The sequence below is a fragment of the Bacillus cereus group sp. MG1 genome (genome assembly GCF_040460035.1).
GTDB lineage: Bacteria > Bacillota > Bacilli > Bacillales > Bacillaceae_G > Bacillus_A > Bacillus_A cereus.
On record NZ_JARVGY010000001.1, the window covers coordinates 4,211,737 to 4,237,055 of the forward strand.

Below are 25,319 nucleotides of genomic sequence, written 5' to 3' on the forward strand. Positions count from 1 at the left end.
ATTCCAAGGAACGTGCGATGTTGGTCGATGGAAAAGAGTTTCTTAAAACTTTAGATGTGACAAAGTAATTTTCATAAGTAAAAAACAACAATAGGACCTATAAAGGGACCTATTGTTGTTTTTATCCTGCATTGATTGCCCATAAATGTCCGATTGATGAGGGCTAATTATAGTTTTACTTTGTTATTTTTGCAAGGAAAGACCATCAAAATATGTTCTATAGTTACTAGAGAATTCAAAGTTGTTTTTTGCATCCCAATTAATAGACCAAGACATTAGGCCGCGGAATGCAGGATAGCCACTCTGGTTAGAAAGTTTATACTTTCCTCCGAATGGAACTCCTTTAATGATATAATTTAAAGCTTTTTTCATTTCAGTTGGCGAAATGTATCCACCACTTGGAGCTGCCGCTGGTGCTGCTGGAAGCCCAATCATGACTTGATCTGAACGAAGAGCTGGGAAAATGTTATTTGCATTACCACCTACAGGAAAACCATGTAAGAGCATATCTGCCATAGCGACCTCGTAGTCTGCAGTACCTTGATTGTAGTTATTACCGTCCATTCCAATCCCGCTACCAGCGTTGTAGTGTTGAACGTGAATGTATGTTAGTTTATCTTTCACTCCATAAATAATTGGTAAATATGCACCCCATATGCTTCCATATGCGCTATATCCGCCTTGAACATAAGCTGTTTCAGGGGCCATGCTTAATAGAAAATCTGGACCATAATGATCTGAGATTGTTCGAATAGCTGAAATAAGATTTACGATTTGAGGGGTAGTTGGGTTTTTGAAGTTAGTGTCATTTCCGTTTAAGTAAATACCTGATTCAAGGTCAATATCTATTCCGTCAAAACCGTATTTATCGATCAGAGATTGTATGGAATTAATAAAACGATCCTTAGCGGCATTGTCAGGAAGTAAAACGACCCCATTTTGTCCACCTATTGAAAGAACTATTTTCTTTCCTTTACTTTTTAAATAAGAAATATCTGATTTGAATTCTACATCTGTACCATACACAGGAGAAAATTCAACAGTGGAACGATCACCACCAGTTTCACCAAAAGATACATTGATTACATCCCATTTTGGTGAAACGTCTTTTAATTTAATAATGCCAGTACCGTTATCAAAATTATGCCAGTATCCAACGAGTAATTTTGAACCTAAATTGTTTGCTGCTTGTGCTTGGAAAGGGGATAACGGTAGAAGTAAGAACATTACTAAAATACAACAAAAAAATTTGAACTTGTTTAACATATCAACACTCCTATACAAAAAGTTGTCTAGATGTATAATCTTGTTTATTTAATAATATCTGAAAATTCTTTCTTTTGTAAAGGGACTATAATTTTCTCAACAATTGTGTATGGGAAAGTATTAAACCTAATGTAATAATTTTTGAAGGAGGTTGAATTTTAATTGTTGAATTCAGAATATTTTGATATATTTTAAAGTATAGGACAAAATCTTTCGCACAGTACTCTTACATAAATTTCAAAATTTAGTTTGGAAGGGGATGTACAAGATTTGGATAAAAATCTAAAGAAAGACCTCAAAATACGCCACATTACAATGATTTCAATTGGCGGTGTAATAGGGGCTGGTTTGTTTGTTGGAAGTGGTGCAGTTGTACATTCGGCAGGACCAGGTTCTATCGTTTCATATGCATTAGCAGGACTTCTAGTCATTTTCGTCATGAGAATGCTAGGAGAAATGGCAGCTGTTAATCCGACAAGTGGTTCATTTGCAACGTATGCAAGAGAAGCGATTGGTCCTTGGGCGGGTTATACAATAGGCTGGTTATACTGGTTTTTTTGGGTAATTGTTATTGCAATAGAAGCCACAGCAGGTGCTGGTATTATCCAATATTGGATTCCACAAATACCGCTTTGGTTATTAAGTTTAATATTAACAATTTTATTAACGCTGACGAACGTTTTTTCGGTGAAATCATTTGGAGAGTTTGAATATTGGTTTTCTTTTATTAAAGTAATAAGTATTGTTTTGTTCCTTTGTCTAGGTCTTGCTGTTATTTTAGGATTTGTTCCAGGAACAGAAGCACCCGGCACTTCGAATTTAATTGGACAAGGTGGATTTATGCCAAACGGTATAAGTTCGGTACTGCTTGGAATTACTGTCGTTATATTTTCATTTATGGGATCAGAAATTGTAGCGGTAGCCGCAGGTGAATCTGCAGAACCTGTAAAAGCAGTAAAAACAGCAACAAACAGTGTGATTTGGCGTATTCTTGTATTTTTTATTGGGTCTATAGCGGTAGTTGTTACGCTACTGCCATGGAATTCAGCAAACATATTAAAAAGTCCATTTGTAGCTGTATTGGAACATATAGGAATACCAGCTGCGGCACAAATTATGAATTTTATCGTTTTAACAGCTGTACTCTCTTGTTTAAATTCGGGTTTATATACAAACTCAAGAATGCTTTTTTCGATGGCAGAAAGAGGAGATGCTCCAAAGGCGTTTTTGAAATTGAACAGTAGTGGTGTTCCAGTTCGGGCCGTTTTATTTGGAACTTTCTTCGCTTATATTGGCGTTGTGTTTAGTTACATTTCTCCAGATAAAGTCTTTTTGTTTTTAGTGAATGCATCTGGCGGGATTGCGTTACTAGTTTATCTCGTTATTGCAGTTTCGCATTTAAAGATGCGTAAAAAAATGGGGAAAGTGGAACAACAAAATTTGAAAGTGAAAATGTGGCTTTTTCCGTATGTAACGTATGTTACAATTGTTGCTATTATAGCAGTTTTAGTTGCGATGTTCGCAATTGATACTTTACGTTCACAAGCACTTTTAACAATGTTTGTTACTGTTCTTATCATACTTTCTTATTTTATTTTTAATAGAAATAAAAATAGCACAGTTTTGAATCCTAAAAGTAAGAATGAGGAATCTGTTCGATTCTAATTTTCGAAGAGAGTTACACCCAGTCATTGCTATAAAAGAATCATATATAATCATAGAAACAAGTAATTACTATTGTCATAGTGGATATAAACTTTTTTCTTGACTTTTTATACGAAGGCGAGCAAAATGGTAAAAAAGGAAGGGGGGGATGATAATGGAAGAGTACGTATTAGAGCTGTATAACCTGTTATATACGACAGAATGGCAAGATATTGTTTCGTTTCTAGGAATCGTATTTTGCATGAAAATTGTAATTGTATATATGGAAGAGCAAGGTATGTTCTATTCCTTCTCATCCCCGTTCGATATGCAGCGCGAGCCGTTGCTAAACTATGCCAATGTGAATTACGAACAAATTCCTTTTGTTATTTTCTTTATGATTCGATTTATTACAGCAATTGTAAGGAAAAAGGAAAGTGACGATGAAGAGTGCCACTCAACTTGTAATATAGCGAATGTTTTTTAAGCTAAATACAAGGAGGAGATTTATATGTGGTTTCGATTTCTTATGATTGGTTTCTTTTCATTAACAGCAATTTCTTTAATGGGATATCAAGTGTCTGAAATTTTTCAAGCATATAGCGATACATTTTTTAACAAAAACTAATCGCGTTGCTATTTGAATAATAAAGCGATAAAATCCTTCTTAAGAAGTTTTATTAAGAAGGATTTTTTCTTTGTCTTATCTTGCTGTGTCAAACTATTGTCACATTTACACTGTGAATAGTATGTTAAAATAGTGAGGTTACGTATACATATTTGAAGGAAGAGGGAGTGACCATTTTGGTGGATCAATCAACAAATCAGAAAAGCTATGCTCCTATTGTGATAACGCTTTCTGTAATTGTAAATGCGATTATTTTATTTTTGTTCTTTGGACCTGTTGGCTATGAAGGAGAATTACATTTTGATGTAACAATTTTACCAATGTTAAATGCAATTTTTAATAGCTTTACGTTCGTATTCTTATTAGCAGCTCTATACTCTATTATTAAGAAGAATGTGAAAATGCACCGTGGTTTCATCCTGGCAGCATTTACAACGACGTTGCTATTTTGTGTTTCTTATTTATCTTATCATTACTTAGCGCCAGCAACACATTTTGGCGGAGAAGGATTCATTAAATATGTGTATTTCATCATTTTAATTACACATATTATCCTGGCGGCAATTATTGTACCGCTTGCATTGTTTGCACTTGTATTTGGTTTTACAAATCAATTAACACGTCATCGTAAAATTGTACGTTGGACGATGCCGATTTGGTTATATGTAAGTTTATCTGGTGTTATTGTTTACTTAATGATCTCACCTTATTACCAATAAAAAATCTCAGCCTGTAGGCTGGGATTTTTTTATTAAGCAAATATTTTTGTGAAATGAAAAAAATATGGTATACAAAAGTATAGTTGCTTTTCATATAGAAGGGATGGTAAAGGAATATGCAAAATTTTGTATTTCGTAATCCAACGAAACTTATTTTCGGTAAAGGTCAATTAGAGCAGTTAAAAACTGAAATTCCACAGTTCGGTAAAAAAGTTCTTCTCGTATACGGGGGAGGCAGCATTAAAAGAAACGGTATTTATGATAATGTAATTTCTATTTTAAAGGATATAAATGCAGAAGTATTTGAATTGACAGGTGTTGAACCGAATCCACGTGTATCAACTGTAAAGAAAGGGATTCAAATTTGTAAAGAAAATGGTGTTGAATTTATTTTAGCAGTTGGTGGAGGAAGTGTGATCGACTGTACGAAGGCAATTGCAGCTGGTAGTAAGTACGATGGAGATGTATGGGATATTGTAACGAAAAAAACATTTGCTAATGAGGCATTACCATTTGGTACTGTACTTACTCTTGCAGCAACAGGATCTGAAATGAATGCAGGCTCGGTAATTACAAACTGGGAAACGAATGAAAAGTATGGATGGGGTAGCCCGGTTACTTTCCCGCAGTTTTCAATTTTAGATCCAGTTCATACTACTTCTGTACCGAAAGATCAAACAATTTACGGTATGGTAGATATTATGTCGCACGTATTAGAACAATATTTCCATCATGGAACGAATACAGAACTACAAGATCGTTATTGTGAAGCTGTTTTAAAAACAGTAATTGAGACAGCACCTAAGCTTTTAAGTGATTTAGAAAATTATGAGCATAGAGAAACTATTTTATATTGTGGTACTATGGCGTTAAACGGCATTTTAGCGATGGGAGTAAAAGGAGATTGGGCGACTCATAATATTGAGCATGCAGTTTCTGCTGTTCATGATATACCACACGGGGGTGGCCTTGCGATTTTATTCCCGAACTGGATGAAACATGTTGTAGAGGAAAATGTAAGTCGTTTTAAACAGTTCGCTATTCGTGTATTTGATATAGAAACAGATGGCAAAACAGATAAAGAAGTGGCTTTAGAAGGAATTAAGGCGCTGCGTCAATTTTGGACTTCAATTGAAGCGCCAGCAACATTAGCTGATTACGGTATTGGAGAAAATGAAATTGATATAATGGCTAATAAAGCGATGGCGTATGGTGAATTTGGTAACTTTAAAAAATTAAATAAAGATGATGTTTTAAGTATATATAAAGCTTCTTTATAAGTGAATTTAGAAAAGAAACCTATTTGATTGTTTAATCGAATAGGTTTCTTTTTACTGTTTATAAATGTTTATGGGTGTTTTTGATTATTTTTGATTGTTTGTGGTTGATTTTTGTGACCGTTTTCATTATACTGTAATCAAAGAAGAGGTGAATAAAATGTTAACTCCTGAACGTCATCAAATGATATTGCAACTTGTAAAAGAACAGAAAGTTGTAAAATTACAGCAATTAGTTGAAAGAACAGAAAGCTCTGAGTCGACAATTCGCCGTGATTTAGCACAATTGGAAAAGCAAAGGTTATTAAAAAGAGTTCATGGTGGTGCCGCTGTTTTAACAGGAAAAGGGCAAGAACCAACGATGGTTGAAAAATCATCCAAAAACATTCAAATAAAACAACAAATTGCTAATTATGCGGCTAGCGTTATTGAACAAGGTGATTGTATTTATTTAGATGCAGGAAGTACAACATTTGAAATGATTCCATTTTTAATAAATAAAGATGTGACTGTCGTTACGAATGGACTTATGCATATTGAAGCTTTAGTTGAAAATAATATTCGTGCGTATTTACTAGGTGGAATGATGAAGAGTAGGACGAAAGCTTTAATCGGTGCTATGGCACAGGAAAGTATGCAGAAGTATCGTTTTGATAAATGTTTTTTAGGTGCAAATGGTGTACATGAACAGCTTGGCTTTACAACGCCAGATCCAGAAGAAGCGCTCTTAAAACAAATGGCATTAACATTAGCAAACGAAGGATATTTCTTAATTGATGAAAGTAAGTTTTCAGAAGTTGCATTTGCGAAAATTGCAAATGTTGAAGAAGCAAATATTATTACAAACCATTTAGAAATTGATTTAGAAAAATATAAAAGACAAACCAATGTAATTGAGGCTGATAAACAATGATCTATACAGTTACTTTAAACCCATCTATTGATTATGTAGTACAAGTTAATTCCTTTGATTTAGGCGCAGTCAATCGAGCAGAGAAAGATATGAAGTTTCCTGGAGGAAAAGGGATTAATGTTTCTCGCGTTCTCCATCGTTTAGGTGTGGAAAATATAGCACTTGGATTTACTGGTGGATTCACCGGTCAATTTATTAAAGGTGTATTACAGGCGGAAGGCGTAATGACAAACTTCATCCAAGTAGACGGAGATTCCCGAATTAATGTGAAAATAAAAGGACAAGAAGAGACAGAATTAAATGGGCAAGGTCCTAATGTGACAAATGAGCAATTTGAACAATTAATGAAACAAATCGAAAGTATGAAGCAGGGAGATTGCGTTGTGCTAGCTGGAAGTGTACCTGCATCTATCCCAACTACCTTTTATGAATCAATCGCAGCGCTCGGAGCTGAAAAAGGTATTCGAGTAGTAGTCGATGCGAGTGGAAGTGCACTGCAGCATGTAATTAAAAATAAGCCATTTTTAATTAAGCCAAACCATCATGAACTTGGTGAGTTGTTTGGAGTGGAGCTTTCAACAGTAGAGGACGTTTTACCTTATGGAAGAAAATTAATTGAACAAGGTATAAAACACGTTATCGTATCGATGGCTGGAGAGGGAGCTTTATTATTTACGGCAGAAGGTATATATGAAGCGACTGTTCCAAAAGGTGTTGTAATTAATTCAGTTGGGGCCGGAGATTCTCTTGTTGCAGGGTTTGTAGGCAAATATGAACAGACAAAAGATATTGAAAAGGCATTTCAATACGGCGTTGCAACAGGGAGTGCAACAGCATTTTCAGCTGATTTATGTAAGAAGGAAAAAGTAGAAGAATTATTGTCGCAAGTAATTGTAGCTAAGCGATAGGGGGAAGCAACATATGAAAATTACAGAACTATTAAAAAGAGATACAGTCATTATGGATTTGACAGCTTCAAATAAAGAAGCTGTCATAGATGAATTAGTTGAGAAATTAAATGGGGCAAATCGTTTAAATAGTAAAATGGAATTTAAAGAAGCTATTTTAAAGCGGGAGTCCCAAAGTACGACTGGAATAGGGGAAGGTATTGCAATACCTCATGCGAAGACAAAGGCTGTTAAACAACCATCGATTTGTTTTGGTAGAAGTGTAAGCGGTATCAATTATGAGTCGCTTGACGGACAGCCAGCACACTTATTCTTTATGATTGCTGCAAGTGAAGGAGCGAATAATACTCATTTAGAAACGTTGTCTCGTTTATCGACATTATTAATGGATGAAGGGTTTCGCAAGCAACTATTAGAAGCAAAGGATGAAAGTGAGCTTCTTCAACTATTTGATGAAAAAGAGAATGAAAAAGAAGAAGAGATTGAAGTCGCCAAACCAGAAGGAAATGAACCGTACGTATTGGCAGTTACGGCTTGCCCAACTGGAATCGCTCACACGTATATGGCCGCAGATAGCTTGAAAGCAAAAGCAGCAGAGCTAGGAATCGCAATTAAAGTTGAAACGAACGGATCAACAGGTATAAAAAACGGTTTAACAAAAGAAGACATTGAACGAGCAACAGCTATTATTGTTGCGGCGGATAAACAAGTAGAAATGAATCGTTTTGCTGGTAAACATGTCATTCAAGTACCAGTCGCTGATGGGATTAGAAAAACGGAAACACTTCTTAATCGAGCTGTAAAGCAAGATGCACCAATCTTTAAAGGTGTAAAAGAAGATGGAAAGGCAGAAAGTACGGAAAAAGAAAAAGGATTAGGAATTTATAAGCATTTAATGAATGGCGTAAGTAATATGCTTCCGTTCGTTGTTGGCGGCGGGATTTTAATAGCGCTAGCGTTTTCGTTTGGTGGTATAAAGGCGGAAGGTCCTTTAGCTGAATTGTTCATGTCAATTGGTGGAGGAAAAACAGGTGCGTTTTTATTCCTTGTACCAATTTTAGCTGGATTTATTGCAAGTTCTATTGCTGATCGTCCTGGTTTTATGCCTGGTGTTGTAGGTGGATTTTTAGCGGCGAATGCGAATGCTGGCTTTTTAGGTGGATTAATTGCTGGTTTCTTAGCTGGATATGTTGTTTTAGGGTTGAAAAGATTATTTTCAGGACTACCAGTACAATTAGAAGGAATTAAACCTGTTTTGTTATATCCAGTCTTTGGATTATTGATTACAGGAGTTGTAATGCAAAAAGCAGTGATTCCGCCTGTAGTAGCATTAAATGAAATGTTGACAGGGTGGTTAAATGGTTTAAACGGTACGAATGCTATATTACTAGGTCTTATTTTAGGTGGTATGATGGCAATTGATATGGGTGGTCCAATTAATAAAGCGGCGTTTACGTTTGGTATTGCTGCAATAGAAGCACAGAATTTTGGAGTGCACTCAGCAGTTATGGCTGGTGGTATGGTACCGCCACTTGCGATTGCATTTGCAACTACATTCTTTAAATCAAAGTTTACAGAAGCGGAACGTAAATCTGGTTTAACAAATTATATTATGGGAGCATCGTTCATTACAGAAGGTGCGATTCCGTTTGCAGCTGCAGATCCGGTTCGAGTAATCGTAAGTTGTGTTGTTGGTTCAAGTATTGCAGGTGCGTTATCTATGTTATTCCAAATTACATTACCAGCACCGCATGGTGGATTATTTGTAATAGCGTTAGTAAATAAACCGTTACTATATATTTTCTCTATATTAATTGGAACGATTGTCTCGGCCATTATGCTAGGTGTTTGGAAAAAGAAAGTTCAATAACAAATAAAAAGAGAGCAGCTTTTAGTAGCTGCTCTCTTTTTCAGGCTGTGGAGAAAGTCTTCTCCACAGCCTGTTTTTGTGTCTGAACCTCTTTTTATGTGTCAACACTGATAAAAAAGAGGAAAAGGAGAGAGTTTTTATGATGGGTGCTTTAAAAAATCATCGTGATGAACGTGTATCTGTTTCTGTAGAAGAGTTGGTTCCACAAGATCATTTCCTTCGTGCGATTGAAGCGACAATTAGTTTTGATTTTATTGAAGAGAAATTACGCCCTTATTACTGTGAAAACAATGGACGTCCGTCAATCCATCCTATCGTTTTATTTAAAATGATGTTTATTGGATATTTTTACGGTATTCGTTCGGAGCGTCAATTGGAAAAAGAGATTAAAACGAATATCGCCTACCGTTGGTTTTTAGGATTTTCTCTATCAGATACTATTCCAGATCATTCTACAATCAGTTGGAATCGCCGTACCCGCTTTATTCATACAAATATTTTCGAAGAAATTTTTGATGAGATCGTGAGGCAAGCGACAGAGCACCGGATGGTGGGAGGACGTGCGCTAATGACAGATTCTACGCACATTAAGGCCAATGCCAATAAAAATAAATTTGTACATAAATATAAAAAAGAAAAAGCAAAGTTTTATATAGATGAGCTAGAAGCTGCGGTAATCGAAGATCGTAAGGTACATGGAAAAAAGAATTAAAACCTAGAGAGGAAAGTGATACCCCTACCAAAAAAACTCGTATAAGTACAACGGATCCAGATAGTGGATTTTTAATGAGAGATGGAAAACCGAACGGTTTTCATTTCTTAGACCATCGTACGACTGATGCGAAGTACAATATTATTACAGATACCTATGTAACGGCTGGAAATATGGCAGATTCCGAGCCATATTTAGCACGCCTCCAAGCTCAAATTGATAAATTCGGGTTCAAAGTAGAAGCTGTAGCTCTTGATGCAGGCTATTTTACGAGCTATATCTGTAAGAAATTATCGGAGAGAAATATATTTATGGTGATGGGGTATCGCCGATTTGGAAAAAGAAATAAAGAAGTACCAAAAAGCCAATTTAAATATGTAGAAGAAATGAATGCATTCGCTTGTCCGATGGGGTGTATTTTAGAGTATGCGACAACGGATCGTGAAGGATATCGTCAATATAAATCGAAGCCAGAAGACTGCGCTGTTTGTCCGCTACGTGAGGTATGTTTTTCAAAGAAACAAAAACAAAAAGTTATCACTCATCATATATGGGAGAAATATAAGGATATCGCTAGAAAAAACAAACTAACAGTTACAGGGAAAAAGTTGTACAAAGTACGCTGTTCAACTATAGAGCGAAGCTTTGCAGACGCCAAAGAACTACATGGCTATCGATATGCTCGATTTCGAGGGCTGAAGTCTGTCCAAATGCAGGCTTATCTCACCGCAGCTTGTCAAAACATGAAAAAAATAGCCCTCCATCTGACCAAAAAAGGTCTGGTGGAGGGCTATTTTTTTGAAACTCTATTATTTTATGTTGTTTTTATTCGCTAAAATCAAAATGATTACAGAGTGTTGGGAACCCCTAAAGGGTTTCCCAACACTCTGAAAAAGAGAGCAGCTTTTAGTAGCTGCTCTCTTTTTATTACAAAAAAATAGGTTAACAATTAAATATTGATGTTTTTTGGTAAAAGATGTAACGAATTGTGAATTTTTTGTAACAAAAAAGTAACACTGTAATTTTTTCTGGAAAAAAGTTCTTGTGCTCGTATATGAAAAATATATGAAAACCACTGGAGATTGTATGAGAAATACATTTTATTAATATGGAAATTTATGTTACAACTCGTTAATCGTATATTACGAATGCTTTGTAATTGTGTGATTTCTAAAAATTCTAAAAATCTGTTGCTATAATGAAAATACGAAAACAAAGCAAATGGAGGCTATTCATGAAAAAATTATTAGGTATAGCAACAGCAGCAGTTTTTGGTCTTGGGATTTTTGCGGGTTCTGCTAAAGCGGAAACAATTGTAACAACAGACGTATTAAATGTTAGAGAAAACCCAAATGTAGAGTCAAAGCTTGTAGGTAAAGTGTTAAGTGGGAATACACTAGATGTTATAAATACAGAAAATGGATGGACAAAAATTAAGTTGAACGGTAAGGAAGCGTTTGTAAGTGCCGATTTTACAAAGAGCACATATTATGTAACGGCGGGCGTATTAAATGTTCGTGCTGGAGCGAATACTGATTCTGAAATTTTAGGTAAACTTAATAAAAATGATGTGATTGAAACGACGAATCAAGTTCAAAATGAATGGTTACAATTCGACTACAATGGAAAAGTTGGATATGTTCACGTGCCATTTTTAACAGGAACAGCACCTGTAATCGAAAAGAAAGAGGTTGTAGCTCAAGAAGAAGCGCCAGCTAGAACAAATACGCCGGTTAAAAATAATACAGTAGTTAAGAATAAAGAGTCTGTTAAGAGTAACGATTCTATTAAGAATGTAGAATCAAGTAAACCTGTGGTAAAAGAAAAACCGGCTGCAAAACCAGTTGCAAAATCTACTGAAACAAGTGCGCCTACTGGTGGTCGTGAAATTACAGTAGAAGCGACGGCATATACAGCAGATCCGAGTGAGAATGGTTCGTATGGTGGTCGTGTATTAACTGCAATGGGGCATGATTTAACAGCAAATCCAAATATGAAAGTAATTGCTGTTGATCCGAAAGTAATTCCGCTTGGATCAAAAGTATGGGTAGAAGGATATGGAGAAGCGATTGCTGGAGACACTGGTGGTGCGATTAAAGGAAATCGTATTGATGTATTAGTCGGTTCAGATGGTAGTGCTAATAGCTGGGGGCGTAAATCTGTAAAAGTGAAAGTTATACAATAGGTTATCGATATTAATATAAAAAGCGGTTGCTTGAAATTATGTAAGCAGCCGCTTTTTATGGATTATTGAAATGGATAAATAGTTTTACCTGTAATAATTTTATATGCACTGCAAAATTGCGTTTGTATATATTCTGTATTTTTATTTTCTGGATGTAATGTTGTTTCATGGAGGGTAGAATGAAAAGCCCGTAGTAAACAATTTAGGGCGAAGTATAATTCCTCTTGTGAACAATTTTGTTCTTTTATAGAAGTAGCTAAAATGAGGTCTTTTGTCAAAGATGAAAAATTGATGGTGGATTGTTTCATAGTTAACTCATCCTCTCGAAACTATTTTTATCATGTATATGCAGAATTGGACAAACTATGTTCTTTTTTCTGTGTAATTTCATGTACCGAAATGAAAGAACTTGCAATCATGCCGTTAAAATTGGTAAGATTGGGTATAATCAATAGATGGAGTATATTACATAAAGAGAGTTGAATAATATGGGAGAAGTGCAACGTGAAAAAGTTGCTGTCATCATTGGACCAACTGCTGTTGGAAAGACGAAGTTAAGTATCGATCTTGCCAAAGCGTTGAACGGTGAAATTATTAGTGGTGATTCCATGCAGATCTATCGAACGATGGATATTGGAACTGCAAAGGTAACAAAAGCAGAGATGGACGGAATTCCACATTATATGATCGATATAAAAAATCCGGAAGATTCATTTTCTGTCGCGGAATTTCAAGAACGTGTTCGCAAGCATATTCGAGAAATTACAGAACGTGGTAAATTACCAATTATAGTTGGTGGGACCGGTCTTTATATACAATCTGTTTTATTCGATTATCAGTTTACAGATGATGCTGGTGATGTGATATACCGAGAGCAAATGGAAAAGTTAGCTTTAGAACGCGGTGTGGAATATGTACATAAAAAATTGCAAGAAGTAGATCCAGAAAGTGCGGAGCGTATTCACGCAAATAATGTACGACGTGTCATTCGGGCGTTAGAAATTTTCCACACGTCGGGTGAAAAAATGAGTGAACAAATTGAGAAACAAGAAAAAGAGTTACTCTATGATGTTTCATTAATTGGCTTGACAATGGATCGAGAAATGCTATACGATCGCATTAACTTACGAGTGGATTTGATGATGGAACAAGGCCTATTAGAGGAAGTAGAAGGGCTGTATAATAGAGGGATACGAGATTGTCAATCTATTCAAGCGATTGGATATAAAGAAATCTATGATTATTTTGAGAATCGAGTTTCTTTAGAAGATGCGGTATCACAATTAAAGACGAATTCGCGTCGTTATGCAAAGCGTCAATTAACGTGGTTCCGTAATAAAATGGATGTCACGTGGTTTGATGTTACAAACGGTGAAAAAACGTCAGAAATTTTACGATACATAGAAGGAAAGTTACAAGTAAAGTCGAATAATAGTAAGTAGAGAAAAAGAGGAGGATTCGACATGAAGCAATCAATCAATATTCAAGATCAGTTTTTAAATCAACTCCGTAAAGAAAATACGTTTGTTACGCTGTACTTATTAAATGGTTTCCAGCTTCGTGGACTAATTAAAGGATTTGATAATTTTACAGTCCTGCTGGAAACAGAAGGTAAGCAACAGCTTATTTATAAACATGCAATTTCTACATTTGTACCACAAAAAAATGTTTCAATTGAATTAGAATAGTAATGAATTATTGTACATAACAAAAAAGAGCGAGTTTCCTCGCTCTTTTTTTATTTGTCATAAACAATATATAGTGAAATTTAAGCGATTCTAAATACAGTAAGGCGGATGTTAGTATTTCCTGTTGCAGGGATCGTAATCTCATTAAGTGTAGATTGGACAGAGATTCTTGCACCAGCTGCTAATGTTTCTATTGTAGTAAATGAAAGTGAGTCGCCTATTAAATTTGAAGAGAAATTATCAGTTGCGACTGCTCCATTAATTGAAATTCCTACTCCGAGTGGAGCGCATCCTGGCGCAGTTGTAGAAATGGATACGCTAATTACATAAATACCACCGTTAATAACAGTAACTGTATCTGTGCCGTTGAAGATAATATTGTTTACGTTAATTGCAGTACTAAAAATAAAATTATTAAATTGCAGTACTGTTTGCTGAATATTGTTTGTTACAACAATTGTTGCTATAGGGAAGCTAGGTCCAGTAGGCCCAGTAGGTCCGGTAGGTCCACCAGAAGGTCCAGTAGGTCCAGTAACTCCTATGCCAGTAGCGCCGGTAGCACCCGTTGGTCCTTGAATGCCTTGAGGCCCGGTAGCGCCTGTGTTACCTTGAACACCTTGAGGTCCAGTGGCACCAGTAGCGCCAGTAGCACCCGTGTTACCTTGAGCACCTTGAGGTCCAGTAGCACCAGTAGCGCCCGTGTTACCTTGAGGTCCAGTGGCACCAGTGGCGCCCGTGTTACCTCGAGGCCCAGTGGCACCGGTAGCGCCAGTAGCGCCCGTGTTACCTTGAGGTCCAGTGGCACCAGTAGCGCCCGTGTTACCTTGAGGTCCAGTAGCGCCAGTAGCGCCCGTGTTACCTCGAGGTCCAGTGGCACCGGTAGCGCCAGTAGCGCCCGTGTTACCTCGAGGCCCAGTAGCGCCGGTAGCGCCCGTGTTACCTCGAGGCCCAGTAGCGCCGGTAGCGCCCGTGTTACCTCGAGGCCCAGTAGCGCCGGTAGCGCCCGTGTTACCTCGAGGCCCAGTAGCGCCGGTAGCGCCCGTGTTACCTCGAGGCCCAGTGGCACCAGTAGCGCCTGCTGGTCCAGTAGGTCCGGTAGGTCCTTGAATGAACGAAGCAGAATTAACTAGAGCAGTTTGTAATGCTGCTATTAATTTAAGGAGCTCTTGAAGTGTGCAAGGGTCAATTCGGAATAATTTTGTAATGTATAGTAAATAGTTAATGAGATTTTGAAGCTCAATAAATACAGCGCTTGCTACAAAGGTTGGATTTCTTAATATAGTTATTAAGTTTTTAATAATAGCTAACCCTTGTGCTTTCAGGGAGGAAGTAGCGTCTAGTGAACAAATAAATTTACTCAGTAGGTTCAATGTATCGATTAGGTCTTCAATATTTTGGGGAGATGGATTTGCGAAAAGTTTTGGGATTATTTTTGTTAAATCAATAATAATCGCACGAAATGTTCTAAGTTGAGCTTTAGTAATTGGGATTGATGGAGTATTCGGGATTCGTCCGGCGCTACTTGGAAAGCATGGTTTGGAGAATTTGTTTTGATTGTCGTTATAACGAGACATTAAATCTCTCCTTTCTCACGAAAATGTGAACGAAACTCATCATAGTAGATGCAGAAATTAGTTAAATGGTCATAGTAAAATCGTTTGTTTAAAGAAAAAATAGAAAAAACGCCTTACAATAAGGCGTTTTTTCTATTTTCTGCGTATTGATAATATCGCTTTAAGGAAATTTTTGATTTGAATCCAGCGAGTTTTATAATTTCTGATTCAGGAGTTTCTTTTTTTATTAAGTTTAAAATATAGGTGTTACGAAAATGTTGTCCTGAAATTCCTTTACGTAAATTGGCTCTAGCCACTTCGAGGCGAATCATTTTTTGTATAGCAATTTCCGTTAATGCCTTTGGTGCATCATTTTCATATACCCACCTGTATGTTCCACGGTTAAAATCGAATGCGACAAATAATGGATCATCACTATGGTATTTAGGACGAACTGGTTCTGGGATGCTTTTGTAATAATTATATAGTTGTTTTTTGTCTTCTTTTGCTAATGTAATTGTTCTTTCTACACCTGCGGTTGCTGGGATTGATAATGTATTAGTTTCAAAGTGAACGTGATGCATTGTTAATGCTGTAAGTTCCTGTAAGGATAAACCGTAGTCAATCAATAGATTTAAAATAGCAATATTGCGATCCATTAATAAGGGGCGCACAGGAAGTTGTTTTTCTGAAAGTCCTTCTAATGAAGTGACTATATACTTTAACCTTTTTTCTTCATCAGGTGAAATGAAATCTTCGTTACGAAGTGTACGGTCTGGTTGAATAGATATTTCCATATTCTTCAATGGATTAGGAATGTTTAGAAAATGATGCATTCTATTTAGTACAATAAATACACGATGCATCGTTTTTTCTGAGTAATGTCGATTCGTTTTTAAATCGGAAAAGTAATCTTCGTAGTCTTTTGTACAAAGTGTAGCCCATATATTACTGGAAGGGAGCTTTTTGTTTTTTTCTAACCAATGTCCGAAGTCTTCAATGTCATAAACATAACGTTTAATAGTTGAGGGTTTTCGGCCTTTATTCAATAAAAAAATAGAAAAGGCTTGTATTGTATCATGGAATTCCGTTGTCTCCATAGTCCCACCACCTTAATTATTTCTTATATTATAGCAAGCTTTTCTGAAAATAGGCATTTACAAGGGGGACAGGAATAATAATATTTGGTGAGTGGATAAAATGAGGTGATTGTATGGAACAATCGATGCGAAAGAAAAACAACAATCAAATTAATATTGTGTTAAACCATCGAAAGAAAATTTCTTTGCCAGCCGCAGAAAATAAAACGGTAATTTCAAATGAAACTGCAATTAAACATGAAATGCTGCAGAGAATTGAAGAAGAGATGGGGAAGCTTGTTGGGATGGAGGATATAAAAAAGATAATAAAAGAAATATATGCTTGGATTTATGTGAATAAAAAAAGACAAGAAAAGGGATTGAAGTCAGAGAAGCAAGTACTTCATATGCTGTTTAAAGGGAATCCAGGTACAGGGAAGACAACTGTTGCTAGAATGATAGGAAAATTGCTGTTTGAGATGAATATTCTATCGAAAGGCCACTTGGTTGAAGCTGAACGTGCTGATCTTGTAGGAGAGTACATCGGCCATACAGCCCAAAAAACAAGAGATTTAATAAAAAAAGCAATGGGAGGTATTTTGTTTATTGATGAGGCGTATTCTTTAGCTCGAGGAGGAGAGAAGGACTTTGGAAAAGAAGCAATTGATACGCTTGTAAAACATATGGAAGATAAACAACATGGTTTTGTATTGATTTTAGCTGGATATTCAAGAGAGATGAATCACTTTCTTTCATTAAATCCAGGGCTTCAATCTCGTTTTCCATTTATTATTGAGTTTGCGGATTACTCGGTAAATCAGCTATTGGAAATTGGGAAGAGAATGTATGAAGATCGTGAATATCAGTTATCAAAAGAAGCTGAATGGAAATTTAGGGATCATTTACATGCGGTGAAGTATTCGTCGCAAATTACATCGTTTAGTAATGGGCGATATGTACGGAATATTGTTGAAAAATCAATTCGTACACAGGCGATGCGGTTGTTGCAAGAAGATGCGTATGATAAAAATGATTTAATTGGAATATCGAGTATGGATTTGATGCTCGAAGAGGAGACGCACAGTACATAAACTGTGCGTCAATTTTTGTGTATAAGTTCGTTTACTCTTTTTTTGCTTTTTCTTGGTGTGTTTTATGGAAGTGTTCCATTTTAGCGCTCTTTTCGTGTGCTGAATTAGGATCGTGTCCAAATTGATTTACTGAGCTTTTTTGAGCTCCTTTATTAACGTGGTTTGTCATTTGTATTCACCTCACTTTAAAAATTAGTATAAACATTATATAAAGAAAAAATCGTTAGAAAAGAAAAACCTCTTTACGATATGTAAAGAGGTTAGATTGCTATTTATGCATTGAACGTTCTTTCGTTTCGATACGTCTGTGCGGTAAATGCCATTTGTAATGAATAGAAACCATGCGGAAGCAAACAATTAAAATGAATAGAATGTAAAGAGCCCAATCGCTAACAATAATTTGAGCTCCAATTAAGAAACCTGCTAAAATTGTCCAAAAGGCATATACTTCAGCTCGAAGAACGAGAGGTTTTCTGCGGGCTAAAAGATCGCGAATGATACCGCCGCCGATACCAGTTAAAACAGCTGCTACAATTGTGGCGCTAATTGGTAAATTTAATTTTTGGGCATATAATGCTCCTTGTACAGCAAATGCCGATAAGCCGATAGCGTCAGTGATATTTTCCCACTTTTTCCAATGTCTAATTAACTTATTTGGAAAAAGAAAAATAATAGTCATTGATAAAAGTGCGATTTGGAATAACATGTCTTGTTGCCAAAACGCGACAATCGGATAACCGATTAATAAATTACGAAGGGCACCTCCCCCCAATGCGGTTGCCATTCCTAAAATATACACCCCGAAAATATCATAATCCTCTTCCATTGCAACAATGGCTCCGCTTAGTGCGAAAGCGATTGTGCCTATGATGCTAAAAATCTCCCATGCCATGAATTTTCTCCCCCGCTAACTAGATGAAATGTGCTTCCTCTGCTATTATATTAGAAGGTTTAAATTTCGAAAAGGATGAGTGAACATATTTGATGGAAGAAAAAGAAAAAGTCATATTAGTAGGCTGTCAATTGCCACAAGATGATGATGAAAAATTTATGCATTCCATGAAAGAGCTTGCATCACTAGCGAAGACTGCACGAGCAGAATTGTTAGTGTCAACAACGCAAAAACGACCAAAGTTTCATCCGGCAACTTACATAGGTAAAGGGAAATTAGAAGAGCTTACAATGTTAACTGAAGAGTTAGAGCCGGATGTTATTGTATTTAATAATGAATTAACGCCGAGTCAAATTCGGAATTTATCCTCAGTATTAGATGCGAGAGTAATTGATCGAACGCAACTAATACTGGATATTTTTGCGCAACGTGCGAAGTCGAGGGAAGGTAAGCTTCAAGTAGAATTAGCTCAGTTGCAATATACAATGCCGCGTCTTATGGGGCAAGGATTGTCCTTATCGCGTCTTGGTGGTGGTATTGGAACAAGAGGACCGGGTGAGACGAAATTAGAGACGGATCGTCGTCATATTCGATCGCGTATTGATGAAATAAAGAAACAACTTGCAGTTGTTGTGGAACATCGAAAAAGATATCGTGAGAGAAGAAAAGATAATAAAGTATTTCAAGTGTCATTAATAGGGTATACAAATGCAGGGAAATCGACACTGTTTAATAGATTAACGGAAGCTGATACGTTTGAAGAAAACCTTCTGTTTGCAACATTAGACCCAACGACAAGGAAGATGCCGTTACCTTCTGGTTATACAGTATTACTAACTGATACTGTTGGTTTTATACAAGATTTACCTACTTCATTAATCGCTGCTTTTCGTTCAACACTGGAAGAAGCGGGGGAAGCAGATGTCATTTTACATGTAGTTGATTCCGCGGATCCTAACTACATAGGGCATGAAAAAACAGTAAAAAGATTATTATCAGAACTTGAAATTAACCATATTCCTGTTATTACGTTATATAATAAAAAAGATGAATTACATCAAAACTTTATTCCGTTTCCGAAAAGTGATTTCTTAATGACTAGTGCTTTTGAAAAAAGTGATTTATTGCGTATAAAAGAAGCGATAGAAACGAAGATGAAGAAAGAAATGGATCGTTATCGAGTGGAAATCCCTCCGAGTGAAGGTAAGTTGTTAACGCTTTTAAAGACGGAAACTCTATTAGCAAAGATGGAGTTTCTAGAAGATAAATTTGTATATGATTGTGCAGGGTATATTTTTACTCATTCGTCGCTTAATGTGCAATTAAAGAGATTTTTAGTGGAAGAAGGAGAAAATAAAAATGTTTGATCGTTTGAAAAATGGAGAAAAAATTGCTCCAATCGTAAAAGAAGTAGAGAGTCAGATTACAGAAGTACATAAACGTGCGGATGAAGTAATTGAAAGCAATCAGTTTCGTGTATTAGAAAGTTTTCGTAAACATAAAATTAGTGACTCGCATTTTATCCCGACAACAGGTTATGGTTATGATGATATTGGCCGTGATACGTTAGAAAAAGTGTATGCTGATGTATTTGGGGCGGAAGCTGGACTTGTTCGTCCGCAAATTATTTCAGGTACTCACGCTATCTCTACAGCGTTATTTGGTATTTTACGCCCGGGAGATGAGTTATTGTATATCACTGGGAAACCGTATGATACGTTAGAGGAAATTGTTGGTGTGCGTGGGAAAGGTGTAGGTTCATTTAAAGAATATAATATCGGTTACAATGCAGTTCCGCTAACTGAAGCTGGGCTTGTTGATTTTGAGGCTGTTGCAGCAGCGATTCATAATAATACGAAAATGATCGGTATTCAGCGCTCGAAAGGTTATGCTACTCGTCCATCGTTTACTATTTCTCAAATTAAAGAGATGATCGCGTTTGTTAAAGAAATTAAACCTGATGTTGTTGTGTTTGTAGATAACTGTTATGGCGAGTTTATTGAAGAGCAAGAGCCATGTCATGTTGGTGCAGATTTAATGGCGGGTTCGCTTATTAAAAACCCGGGCGGCGGAATTGTTAAAACTGGTGGTTATATTGTCGGGAAAGAACAGTATGTTGAAGCGTGTGCATATCGTTTAACATCTCCGGGAATTGGCGCGGAAGCTGGAGCGTCTTTATACAGTCTGCAAGAAATGTATCAAGGGTTCTTCTTAGCGCCACATGTTGCAGGACAAGCGCTGAAAGGTGCAATTTTTACAGCTGCGTTTTTAGAAAAGTTAGGAATGAACACGTCACCAGCGTGGAATGCACCAAGAACAGACTTAATTCAATCTGTTCAATTTGACGATAAAGACCGTATGATTGCCTTCTGCCAAGCGATTCAATATGCATCTCCAATTAATTCGCATTTTACTCCGTATGCAAACTATATGCCAGGCTATGAAGATGATGTAATTATGGCTGCGGGAACATTTATTCAAGGTGCAAGTATTGAATTGTCTGCTGATGGTCCAATTCGTCCGCCTTATGTTGCTTACGTCCAAGGTGGGTTAACTTATTCACATGTGAAGATTGCGATTTGTTCTGCAATTGATGCATTAATTGAAAAAGAATTATTAACAATTTCTTAAGGGGAAGCTGTCGATTTCGGCAGCTTTTTTCGTATAAAAGTAATGATTTATGCGATTAGAAAAAGAATGAAAAAATTCATAAAAAAAATTATAAAAAATCATGTAAGAAAAGCTAACATCTATTGACACTAAACATAACATAGTATAAAATGAGAAGCAGTTAAGGCGAAGGAGGAACTGAAAAATGAAAGAAGATAGACGTTCTGCCCCGCTGTTTCCTATTGGTATTGTTATGGATTTAACACAATTGTCTGCACGTCAAATTCGCTACTATGAAGAGCATAATCTTGTTTCTCCAACCCGTACAAAGGGGAATCGTAGATTATTTTCATTTAACGATGTAGATAAGTTGTTAGAAATTAAAGATTTGTTAGATCAAGGCTTGAATATGGCTGGTATTAAACAAGTGTTACTAATGAAAGAAAATCAAACAGAAGCAGTGAAAGTAAAAGAAGAAACGAAAGAAATTTCAAAAACTGAGCTTCGCAAAATACTTCGAGATGAACTACAACATACAGGTAGATTCAATCGAACTTCATTGCGACAAGGTGACATTTCAAGATTTTTTCACTAAAGATAACTGATTCTGAAGGCGATTAGAGGGACTAAGGAGGAATTTATAATGTCTAGATACACAAAAGAAGATATTTTCCGTTTGGCGAAAGAAGAGAATGTAAAGTATATCCGTTTACAATTTACGGACCTTTTAGGGGTAATTAAAAACGTAGAGATTCCAGTGAGACAATTAACGAAAGCTCTTGATAACAAAATGATGTTTGATGGATCTTCGATTGAAGGTTTCGTACGTATTGAAGAATCTGATATGTATTTATATCCTGATTTAGACACTTGGGTAATTTTCCCTTGGACAGCTGAAAAAGGTAAAGTAGCTCGACTAATCTGTGATATTTACAATGCAGATGGCACTCCATTTGATGGAGACCCACGTAACAACTTAAAACGTGTGTTAAAAGAAATGGAAGCTTTAGGATTTTCAGACTTCAATCTTGGACCAGAGCCAGAATTCTTCCTATTTAAGGTTGATGAAAAAGGAAATCCAACATTAGAACTAAACGATAACGGTGGATACTTCGACCTTGCGCCGATGGATCTAGGGGAAAACTGTCGTCGTGATATCGTTCTTGAACTTGAAGAAATGGGATTTGAAATTGAAGCATCTCACCATGAGGTTGCTCCAGGGCAGCACGAAATTGACTTTAAATATGCAAATGCAATTCGCTCATGTGATGACATTCAAACATTCAAACTTGTTGTAAAAACAATTGCTCGTAAACATGGTTTACACGCAACGTTTATGCCAAAACCACTATACGGTGTGAACGGTTCAGGTATGCACTGTAACTTATCATTATTTAAAAATGGTGAGAACGTATTCTTTGATGCAAACGGTGACTTACAATTAAGTGATGATGCTCGTCACTTCATCGCAGGTATTTTAAAACATGCACCAGCATTTACAGCGATAGCAAACCCAACTGTAAACTCATACAAACGTCTAGTGCCTGGATATGAAGCGCCTTGTTACGTAGCATGGTCTGCACAAAACCGTAGTCCGTTAGTACGTATCCCTGCATCTCGTGGTATTAGTACACGCGTAGAAGTACGTAGTGTTGACCCAGCTGCAAACCCATATTTAGTAATGGCTATATTATTAGCTGCAGGTCTTGATGGAATTAAAAACAAATTAACTCCACCAGCAGCAGTAGATCGTAACATCTATGTAATGACAAAAGAAGAGCGCGAAGAAGCAGGTATCGTTGACTTACCAGCAACATTAGCGCAAGCATTAGTTACATTACAATCTAATGAAGTAGTATGCGGTGCACTAGGAGAACACTTACTTGAGCACTTCATCGAAGCGAAAGAGATTGAGTGGGATATATTTAGAACACAAGTTCACCAATGGGAACGCGATCAATATATGTCTCTATACTAAGAGGCTTGAACCCTTGATACAACTCGTATCAAGGGTTTTTTAATTCCCAATTATTACACTTTTATGTGGTTGCAAAATGAAAAAAGCCACATAAAAGCCACGAATTAATAACAAGTAGTGATATCATAGAAAAACATTATCAGATAAACGTAAGTTTTATATAATTTGTGAAATGAAAAAGCCTTGATACTACGGTATCAGGGCTTTTTTAGTGAAGTTATTGGATATATTAACTACTAGGCAATGGATTATTTTTGGTTATTTTGAATCATGTTACTAAGAAAATCTTTTCAAAAGAATTGATTTTATCTTTTTTTAAATCACTTGTGCTATAACTTAATAATTCTTTACTGCTTGTACAACGCGACCAATGATTTTTACGTCCTCATCTGCAAGGCTGTAAGTTTGTGGCTTGTGAATCGAATCATTACTCAATGATATTAACGTAATGCTGCTTAGTTATAACATAGTCTTATTCAGGATTTCGTTAGTTCATTTTCTAAATTTTGGAAATAAATATAGCTTAGTACCTTGCAATAAACAATACCGAGTGGTATATTATGGATAAGATAGGTACTGTGCATTGAACAGTACTAAGATAGGAAAGGAGGATGGCACTTGAACGTTCAGTTTAAAAAAGGTGTGCTTGAACTTTGTGTATTAGCACTTGTAAAACGTAAAGATAGTTACGGTTATGAACTTGTTCAGCAAATTTCTAATAAATTTTTAATATCGGAAGGGTCAGTATACCCTTTATTACGTCGTTTGACGAAAGAAGGGTATTTTCAAACGTATTTAAAGGAATCTACGGAAGGGCCACCTCGTAAATATTATCAATTAACAGAGCAAGGGGAGACGCAATTTCATTTGTTAGTAACAGAATGGTGTGATTTTGCGAAAGGGGTACAAGAAATTATTGAAGGGGTGGAATGGGATGAGTAAAGAAGGGTTTCTTAAAGAATTATCAAGTTATCTTAGAAAGTTACCAGAGGAAGAGAGGCAAGATATTTTATTGGATTATGAAGAGCACTTTCAGTTTGGACTAGAAGAGGGGAAAACTGAATCAGAAATAATACAAGGCCTTGGTTCTCCGAAAGTAATAGCGAAAGAATTACTTGCGATGTATCGCTTCGATGAAATGAAAAAAAATCCATCGACTTCAAATGTGACAAGAGCTGTTATGGCAGCGATTGGACTTAGTTTGTTTAATTTTATTATTGTGTTAGGACCGTTAGTCGCAATTATTGCTTTTATATTTTCTTTTTGGATCGGTGGTATTGCTAGTGTAGTAACACCATTTTTCGTTATTGGAAAAGTATTTATGGGTACTTTTATATGGTTGGATCTTTTCGTTAGTATAACGTTTGTTGGAGTAGGTTTATTGTTATGTATTATCGCTTTTTATAGTACAAAGTGGTTTAAGAGATTGTGTGTACGATATGTAATATGGAACTTCAAAATGATAAAAGGAGAGTAAATGATGAAAAAACTATTTTTAATCGCTATTGCTTGTATCATTATTGGAGTAATAGGAATTTCCCAAACATATGAAAAAGCAGTACAAACTGCTAAAAAAGGCGATAAAGAAAATGTAATTAAAAACGAAACATTAAAAAATATAGAAGTTAAGTTAGATGCCGGGGATATTATTGTCCAAAAATCTCCTGACTCTTCTTTTTATATCAAGCAATCAGGAGATGTACGTAAACAAGAGATTCGTATCGCAGAAGATGGTGACACATTAAAAGTTATTGGGGAAAGAGAAAAAGGTGCTTCATTTGATTTTTCTTTTTACGATTTTAGGTTTCAAACGTCTAAATTGACTCTCCTTGTGCCCGAACGCTCTTACCAAGATGTAAAAGTAAATTCATCTGCTGGACAAATCGAGATGAGTGATGTGAAAAGTGATAGCGTAAGTGTTAGAACACTTGCTGGAGAAGTAGAGTTGAAACAAATAACGGCTAAGAATGTGGAGGGATCGACAAAAGCTGGTGAGGTGAATTTTAAGAAGGTATTAGGGAAAGTGACCGCAAAAACAACAAGTGGGGAAATAAATATTCAAGATCATGATTCTAAGTATAATCTAGAAGCAAGTTCAACTGCGGGAGATATAGATATTACTTTATCGGAAAAACCACAAGATGCGGTAATTACTGGGCAAAGTGCTGCCGGAGATGTAACGATTTTTAATGAAGAAAATAAAAACGTAACAATTGGAAATGGTAGTAAAAAGATTAGTGGTAAAACGGCTGCTGGAGATGTGACGATTAAAACTCGTTAATAAGAAATAGAATGCATGGAAATCT

At 36.2% G+C, this 25,319-nt stretch carries 25 protein-coding genes and 1 pseudogene; 19 read left to right on the forward strand and 7 right to left on the reverse strand.

Features of this window, described 5'->3' with window-relative positions; all coding sequences use genetic code 11:
- Window positions 1-183 precede the first annotated feature (183 nt).
- Window positions 184-1,266, reverse strand: coding sequence for a chitinase (locus QCI79_RS22180; protein WP_021727644.1), 1,083 nt, complete (start codon window positions 1,264-1,266; stop codon window positions 184-186).
- 270 nt (window positions 1,267-1,536) lie between these two features.
- Here QCI79_RS22180 and gabP point away from each other — a divergent pair, with 270 nt between their 5' ends.
- The 9 genes from gabP (at window position 1,537) to entD (ending at window position 12,122) form a co-directional block, all read left to right on the forward strand.
- Entirely contained in the window at window positions 1,537-2,931 is a 1,395-nt protein-coding gene (gene gabP / locus QCI79_RS22185; protein WP_000360110.1) for a GABA permease, read from the forward strand.
- A 148-nt stretch (window positions 2,932-3,079) separates the two neighbouring features.
- Complete coding sequence (locus tag QCI79_RS22190; protein ID WP_103595474.1) at window positions 3,080-3,397, forward strand: hypothetical protein; 318 nt, start codon at window positions 3,080-3,082, stop codon at window positions 3,395-3,397.
- A 317-nt stretch (window positions 3,398-3,714) separates the two neighbouring features.
- Window positions 3,715-4,257: a DUF420 domain-containing protein gene (locus QCI79_RS22195; RefSeq protein ID WP_000228314.1), complete on the forward strand. Its 543-nt coding sequence runs from the start codon at window positions 3,715-3,717 to the stop codon at window positions 4,255-4,257.
- Window positions 4,258-4,373: 116 nt separating this feature from the next.
- Window positions 4,374-5,537 (forward strand): iron-containing alcohol dehydrogenase, encoded by a 1,164-nt coding sequence (locus QCI79_RS22200; protein WP_001179092.1) that lies wholly within the window; start codon window positions 4,374-4,376, stop codon window positions 5,535-5,537.
- A 157-nt stretch (window positions 5,538-5,694) separates the two neighbouring features.
- Window positions 5,695-6,447 carry a DeoR/GlpR family DNA-binding transcription regulator gene (locus QCI79_RS22205; RefSeq protein WP_000957286.1) on the forward strand — a complete coding sequence of 251 codons (753 nt, stop codon included), beginning with the start codon at window positions 5,695-5,697 and terminating at the stop codon, window positions 6,445-6,447.
- A complete protein-coding gene (pfkB, locus tag QCI79_RS22210) occupies window positions 6,444-7,355 on the forward strand; it encodes a 1-phosphofructokinase (RefSeq protein WP_000640830.1) in 912 nt (303 codons plus the stop codon). The genes QCI79_RS22205 and pfkB overlap by 4 nt, the downstream gene beginning before the upstream one ends.
- 13 nt (window positions 7,356-7,368) lie before the next feature.
- Window positions 7,369-9,225 (forward strand): PTS fructose transporter subunit IIABC, encoded by a 1,857-nt coding sequence (locus tag QCI79_RS22215; RefSeq protein WP_000704595.1) that lies wholly within the window; start codon window positions 7,369-7,371, stop codon window positions 9,223-9,225.
- 139 nt (window positions 9,226-9,364) lie between these two features.
- A protein-coding gene (locus QCI79_RS22220; protein ID WP_097914644.1) for an IS1182 family transposase occupies window positions 9,365-10,773 on the forward strand; the annotation gives its coding sequence in 2 pieces (ribosomal slippage) (window positions 9,365-9,926 and window positions 9,926-10,773; 1,410 coding nt in all).
- A 398-nt stretch (window positions 10,774-11,171) separates the two neighbouring features.
- Window positions 11,172-12,122: a cell wall-binding protein EntD gene (gene entD, locus QCI79_RS22225; protein ID WP_000734613.1), complete on the forward strand. Its 951-nt coding sequence runs from the start codon at window positions 11,172-11,174 to the stop codon at window positions 12,120-12,122.
- Between the two features lie 62 nt (window positions 12,123-12,184).
- Here the strand turns inward: entD and QCI79_RS22230 are convergent, their stop codons facing one another.
- Complete coding sequence (locus tag QCI79_RS22230; RefSeq protein WP_000814426.1) at window positions 12,185-12,430, reverse strand: hypothetical protein; 246 nt, start codon at window positions 12,428-12,430, stop codon at window positions 12,185-12,187.
- 180 nt (window positions 12,431-12,610) lie between these two features.
- Here QCI79_RS22230 and miaA point away from each other — a divergent pair, with 180 nt between their 5' ends.
- Together miaA and hfq are read left to right on the forward strand one after the other, a co-directional pair.
- Window positions 12,611-13,564 carry a tRNA (adenosine(37)-N6)-dimethylallyltransferase MiaA gene (gene miaA, locus QCI79_RS22235; protein WP_000504928.1) on the forward strand — a complete coding sequence of 318 codons (954 nt, stop codon included), beginning with the start codon at window positions 12,611-12,613 and terminating at the stop codon, window positions 13,562-13,564.
- 21 nt (window positions 13,565-13,585) lie between these two features.
- Window positions 13,586-13,810 carry an RNA chaperone Hfq gene (hfq, locus tag QCI79_RS22240; RefSeq protein WP_000813896.1) on the forward strand — a complete coding sequence of 75 codons (225 nt, stop codon included), beginning with the start codon at window positions 13,586-13,588 and terminating at the stop codon, window positions 13,808-13,810.
- Between the two features lie 80 nt (window positions 13,811-13,890).
- On the opposite strand, the gene QCI79_RS22245 is transcribed toward hfq, so the two are convergent.
- Window positions 13,891-15,384, reverse strand: a complete 1,494-nt coding sequence (locus QCI79_RS22245; RefSeq protein WP_088011004.1) for a Gly-Xaa-Xaa repeat protein — start codon at window positions 15,382-15,384, stop codon at window positions 13,891-13,893.
- Between the two features lie 113 nt (window positions 15,385-15,497).
- Entirely contained in the window at window positions 15,498-16,463 is a 966-nt protein-coding gene (locus QCI79_RS22250) for a tyrosine-type recombinase/integrase (RefSeq protein WP_000450319.1), read from the reverse strand.
- 113 nt (window positions 16,464-16,576) lie between these two features.
- Here QCI79_RS22250 and spoVK point away from each other — a divergent pair, with 113 nt between their 5' ends.
- Window positions 16,577-17,533, forward strand: coding sequence for a stage V sporulation protein K (gene spoVK, locus QCI79_RS22255; protein ID WP_000438175.1), 957 nt, complete (start codon window positions 16,577-16,579; stop codon window positions 17,531-17,533).
- Window positions 17,534-17,564: 31 nt separating this feature from the next.
- Here spoVK and QCI79_RS22260 read toward each other — a convergent pair whose 3' ends face one another.
- Complete coding sequence (locus QCI79_RS22260) at window positions 17,565-17,702, reverse strand: hypothetical protein (protein WP_000181501.1); 138 nt, start codon at window positions 17,700-17,702, stop codon at window positions 17,565-17,567.
- A gap of 99 nt (window positions 17,703-17,801) precedes the next feature.
- Window positions 17,802-18,425, reverse strand: a complete 624-nt coding sequence (locus tag QCI79_RS22265; protein ID WP_021728493.1) for a trimeric intracellular cation channel family protein — start codon at window positions 18,423-18,425, stop codon at window positions 17,802-17,804.
- Between the two features lie 92 nt (window positions 18,426-18,517).
- Between QCI79_RS22265 and hflX the strand changes: the two genes are divergently transcribed.
- The 4 genes from hflX (at window position 18,518) to glnA (ending at window position 23,013) form a co-directional block, all read left to right on the forward strand.
- Window positions 18,518-19,792, forward strand: a complete 1,275-nt coding sequence (gene hflX, locus QCI79_RS22270) for a GTPase HflX (RefSeq protein ID WP_000391397.1) — start codon at window positions 18,518-18,520, stop codon at window positions 19,790-19,792.
- Window positions 19,785-21,056: a methionine gamma-lyase family protein gene (locus tag QCI79_RS22275; RefSeq protein ID WP_000460289.1), complete on the forward strand. Its 1,272-nt coding sequence runs from the start codon at window positions 19,785-19,787 to the stop codon at window positions 21,054-21,056. The genes hflX and QCI79_RS22275 overlap by 8 nt, the downstream gene beginning before the upstream one ends.
- A 184-nt stretch (window positions 21,057-21,240) precedes the next feature.
- On the forward strand, window positions 21,241-21,630 hold the full coding sequence (glnR, locus tag QCI79_RS22280; protein WP_000656783.1) for a transcriptional repressor GlnR: 390 nt from the start codon (window positions 21,241-21,243) through the stop codon (window positions 21,628-21,630).
- Window positions 21,631-21,678: 48 nt separating this feature from the next.
- Window positions 21,679-23,013 (forward strand): type I glutamate--ammonia ligase, encoded by a 1,335-nt coding sequence (glnA, locus tag QCI79_RS22285; protein ID WP_021728491.1) that lies wholly within the window; start codon window positions 21,679-21,681, stop codon window positions 23,011-23,013.
- Between the two features lie 336 nt (window positions 23,014-23,349).
- Here glnA and QCI79_RS22290 read toward each other — a convergent pair.
- Window positions 23,350-23,469, reverse strand: a pseudogene (locus QCI79_RS22290) (LexA family protein); the annotation flags it as partial.
- Window positions 23,470-23,631: 162 nt separating this feature from the next.
- Here QCI79_RS22290 and QCI79_RS22295 point away from each other — a divergent pair.
- From QCI79_RS22295 to QCI79_RS22305, 3 genes are read left to right on the forward strand one after another with little or no spacing between them, the layout of a single operon-like run.
- Window positions 23,632-23,955 carry a PadR family transcriptional regulator gene (locus tag QCI79_RS22295; RefSeq protein ID WP_001102627.1) on the forward strand — a complete coding sequence of 108 codons (324 nt, stop codon included), beginning with the start codon at window positions 23,632-23,634 and terminating at the stop codon, window positions 23,953-23,955.
- Window positions 23,948-24,490, forward strand: coding sequence for a DUF1700 domain-containing protein (locus QCI79_RS22300; protein ID WP_000031383.1), 543 nt, complete (start codon window positions 23,948-23,950; stop codon window positions 24,488-24,490). The genes QCI79_RS22295 and QCI79_RS22300 overlap by 8 nt, the downstream gene beginning before the upstream one ends.
- Window positions 24,491-25,294 (forward strand): DUF4097 family beta strand repeat-containing protein, encoded by an 804-nt coding sequence (locus QCI79_RS22305; RefSeq protein WP_000976240.1) that lies wholly within the window; start codon window positions 24,491-24,493, stop codon window positions 25,292-25,294. It abuts the gene before it with no gap.
- Window positions 25,295-25,319 lie beyond the last annotated feature (25 nt).

Excerpts from the sequence above, each read along its gene's own strand:
- QCI79_RS22180 (WP_021727644.1), bottom strand. The coding sequence starts at position 1,266 with ATGTTAAACAAGTTCAAATTTTTTTGTTGTATTTTAGTAATGTTCTTA.
- QCI79_RS22190 (WP_103595474.1), top strand. The coding sequence starts at position 3,080 with ATGATAATGGAAGAGTACGTATTAGAGCTGTATAACCTGTTATATACG.
- QCI79_RS22200 (WP_001179092.1), top strand. The coding sequence starts at position 4,374 with ATGCAAAATTTTGTATTTCGTAATCCAACGAAACTTATTTTCGGTAAA.
- QCI79_RS22205 (WP_000957286.1), top strand. The coding sequence starts at position 5,695 with ATGTTAACTCCTGAACGTCATCAAATGATATTGCAACTTGTAAAAGAA.
- pfkB (WP_000640830.1), top strand. The coding sequence starts at position 6,444 with ATGATCTATACAGTTACTTTAAACCCATCTATTGATTATGTAGTACAA.
- QCI79_RS22215 (WP_000704595.1), top strand. The coding sequence starts at position 7,369 with ATGAAAATTACAGAACTATTAAAAAGAGATACAGTCATTATGGATTTG.
- entD (WP_000734613.1), top strand. The coding sequence starts at position 11,172 with ATGAAAAAATTATTAGGTATAGCAACAGCAGCAGTTTTTGGTCTTGGG.
- QCI79_RS22230 (WP_000814426.1), bottom strand. The coding sequence starts at position 12,430 with ATGAAACAATCCACCATCAATTTTTCATCTTTGACAAAAGACCTCATT.
- miaA (WP_000504928.1), top strand. The coding sequence starts at position 12,611 with ATGGGAGAAGTGCAACGTGAAAAAGTTGCTGTCATCATTGGACCAACT.
- hfq (WP_000813896.1), top strand. The coding sequence starts at position 13,586 with ATGAAGCAATCAATCAATATTCAAGATCAGTTTTTAAATCAACTCCGT.
- QCI79_RS22245 (WP_088011004.1), bottom strand. The coding sequence starts at position 15,384 with ATGTCTCGTTATAACGACAATCAAAACAAATTCTCCAAACCATGCTTT.
- QCI79_RS22250 (WP_000450319.1), bottom strand. The coding sequence starts at position 16,463 with ATGGAGACAACGGAATTCCATGATACAATACAAGCCTTTTCTATTTTT.
- spoVK (WP_000438175.1), top strand. The coding sequence starts at position 16,577 with ATGGAACAATCGATGCGAAAGAAAAACAACAATCAAATTAATATTGTG.
- QCI79_RS22260 (WP_000181501.1), bottom strand. The coding sequence starts at position 17,702 with ATGACAAACCACGTTAATAAAGGAGCTCAAAAAAGCTCAGTAAATCAA.
- QCI79_RS22265 (WP_021728493.1), bottom strand. The coding sequence starts at position 18,425 with ATGGCATGGGAGATTTTTAGCATCATAGGCACAATCGCTTTCGCACTA.
- hflX (WP_000391397.1), top strand. The coding sequence starts at position 18,518 with ATGGAAGAAAAAGAAAAAGTCATATTAGTAGGCTGTCAATTGCCACAA.
- QCI79_RS22275 (WP_000460289.1), top strand. The coding sequence starts at position 19,785 with ATGTTTGATCGTTTGAAAAATGGAGAAAAAATTGCTCCAATCGTAAAA.
- glnR (WP_000656783.1), top strand. The coding sequence starts at position 21,241 with ATGAAAGAAGATAGACGTTCTGCCCCGCTGTTTCCTATTGGTATTGTT.
- glnA (WP_021728491.1), top strand. The coding sequence starts at position 21,679 with ATGTCTAGATACACAAAAGAAGATATTTTCCGTTTGGCGAAAGAAGAG.
- QCI79_RS22300 (WP_000031383.1), top strand. The coding sequence starts at position 23,948 with ATGAGTAAAGAAGGGTTTCTTAAAGAATTATCAAGTTATCTTAGAAAG.
- QCI79_RS22305 (WP_000976240.1), top strand. The coding sequence starts at position 24,491 with ATGATGAAAAAACTATTTTTAATCGCTATTGCTTGTATCATTATTGGA.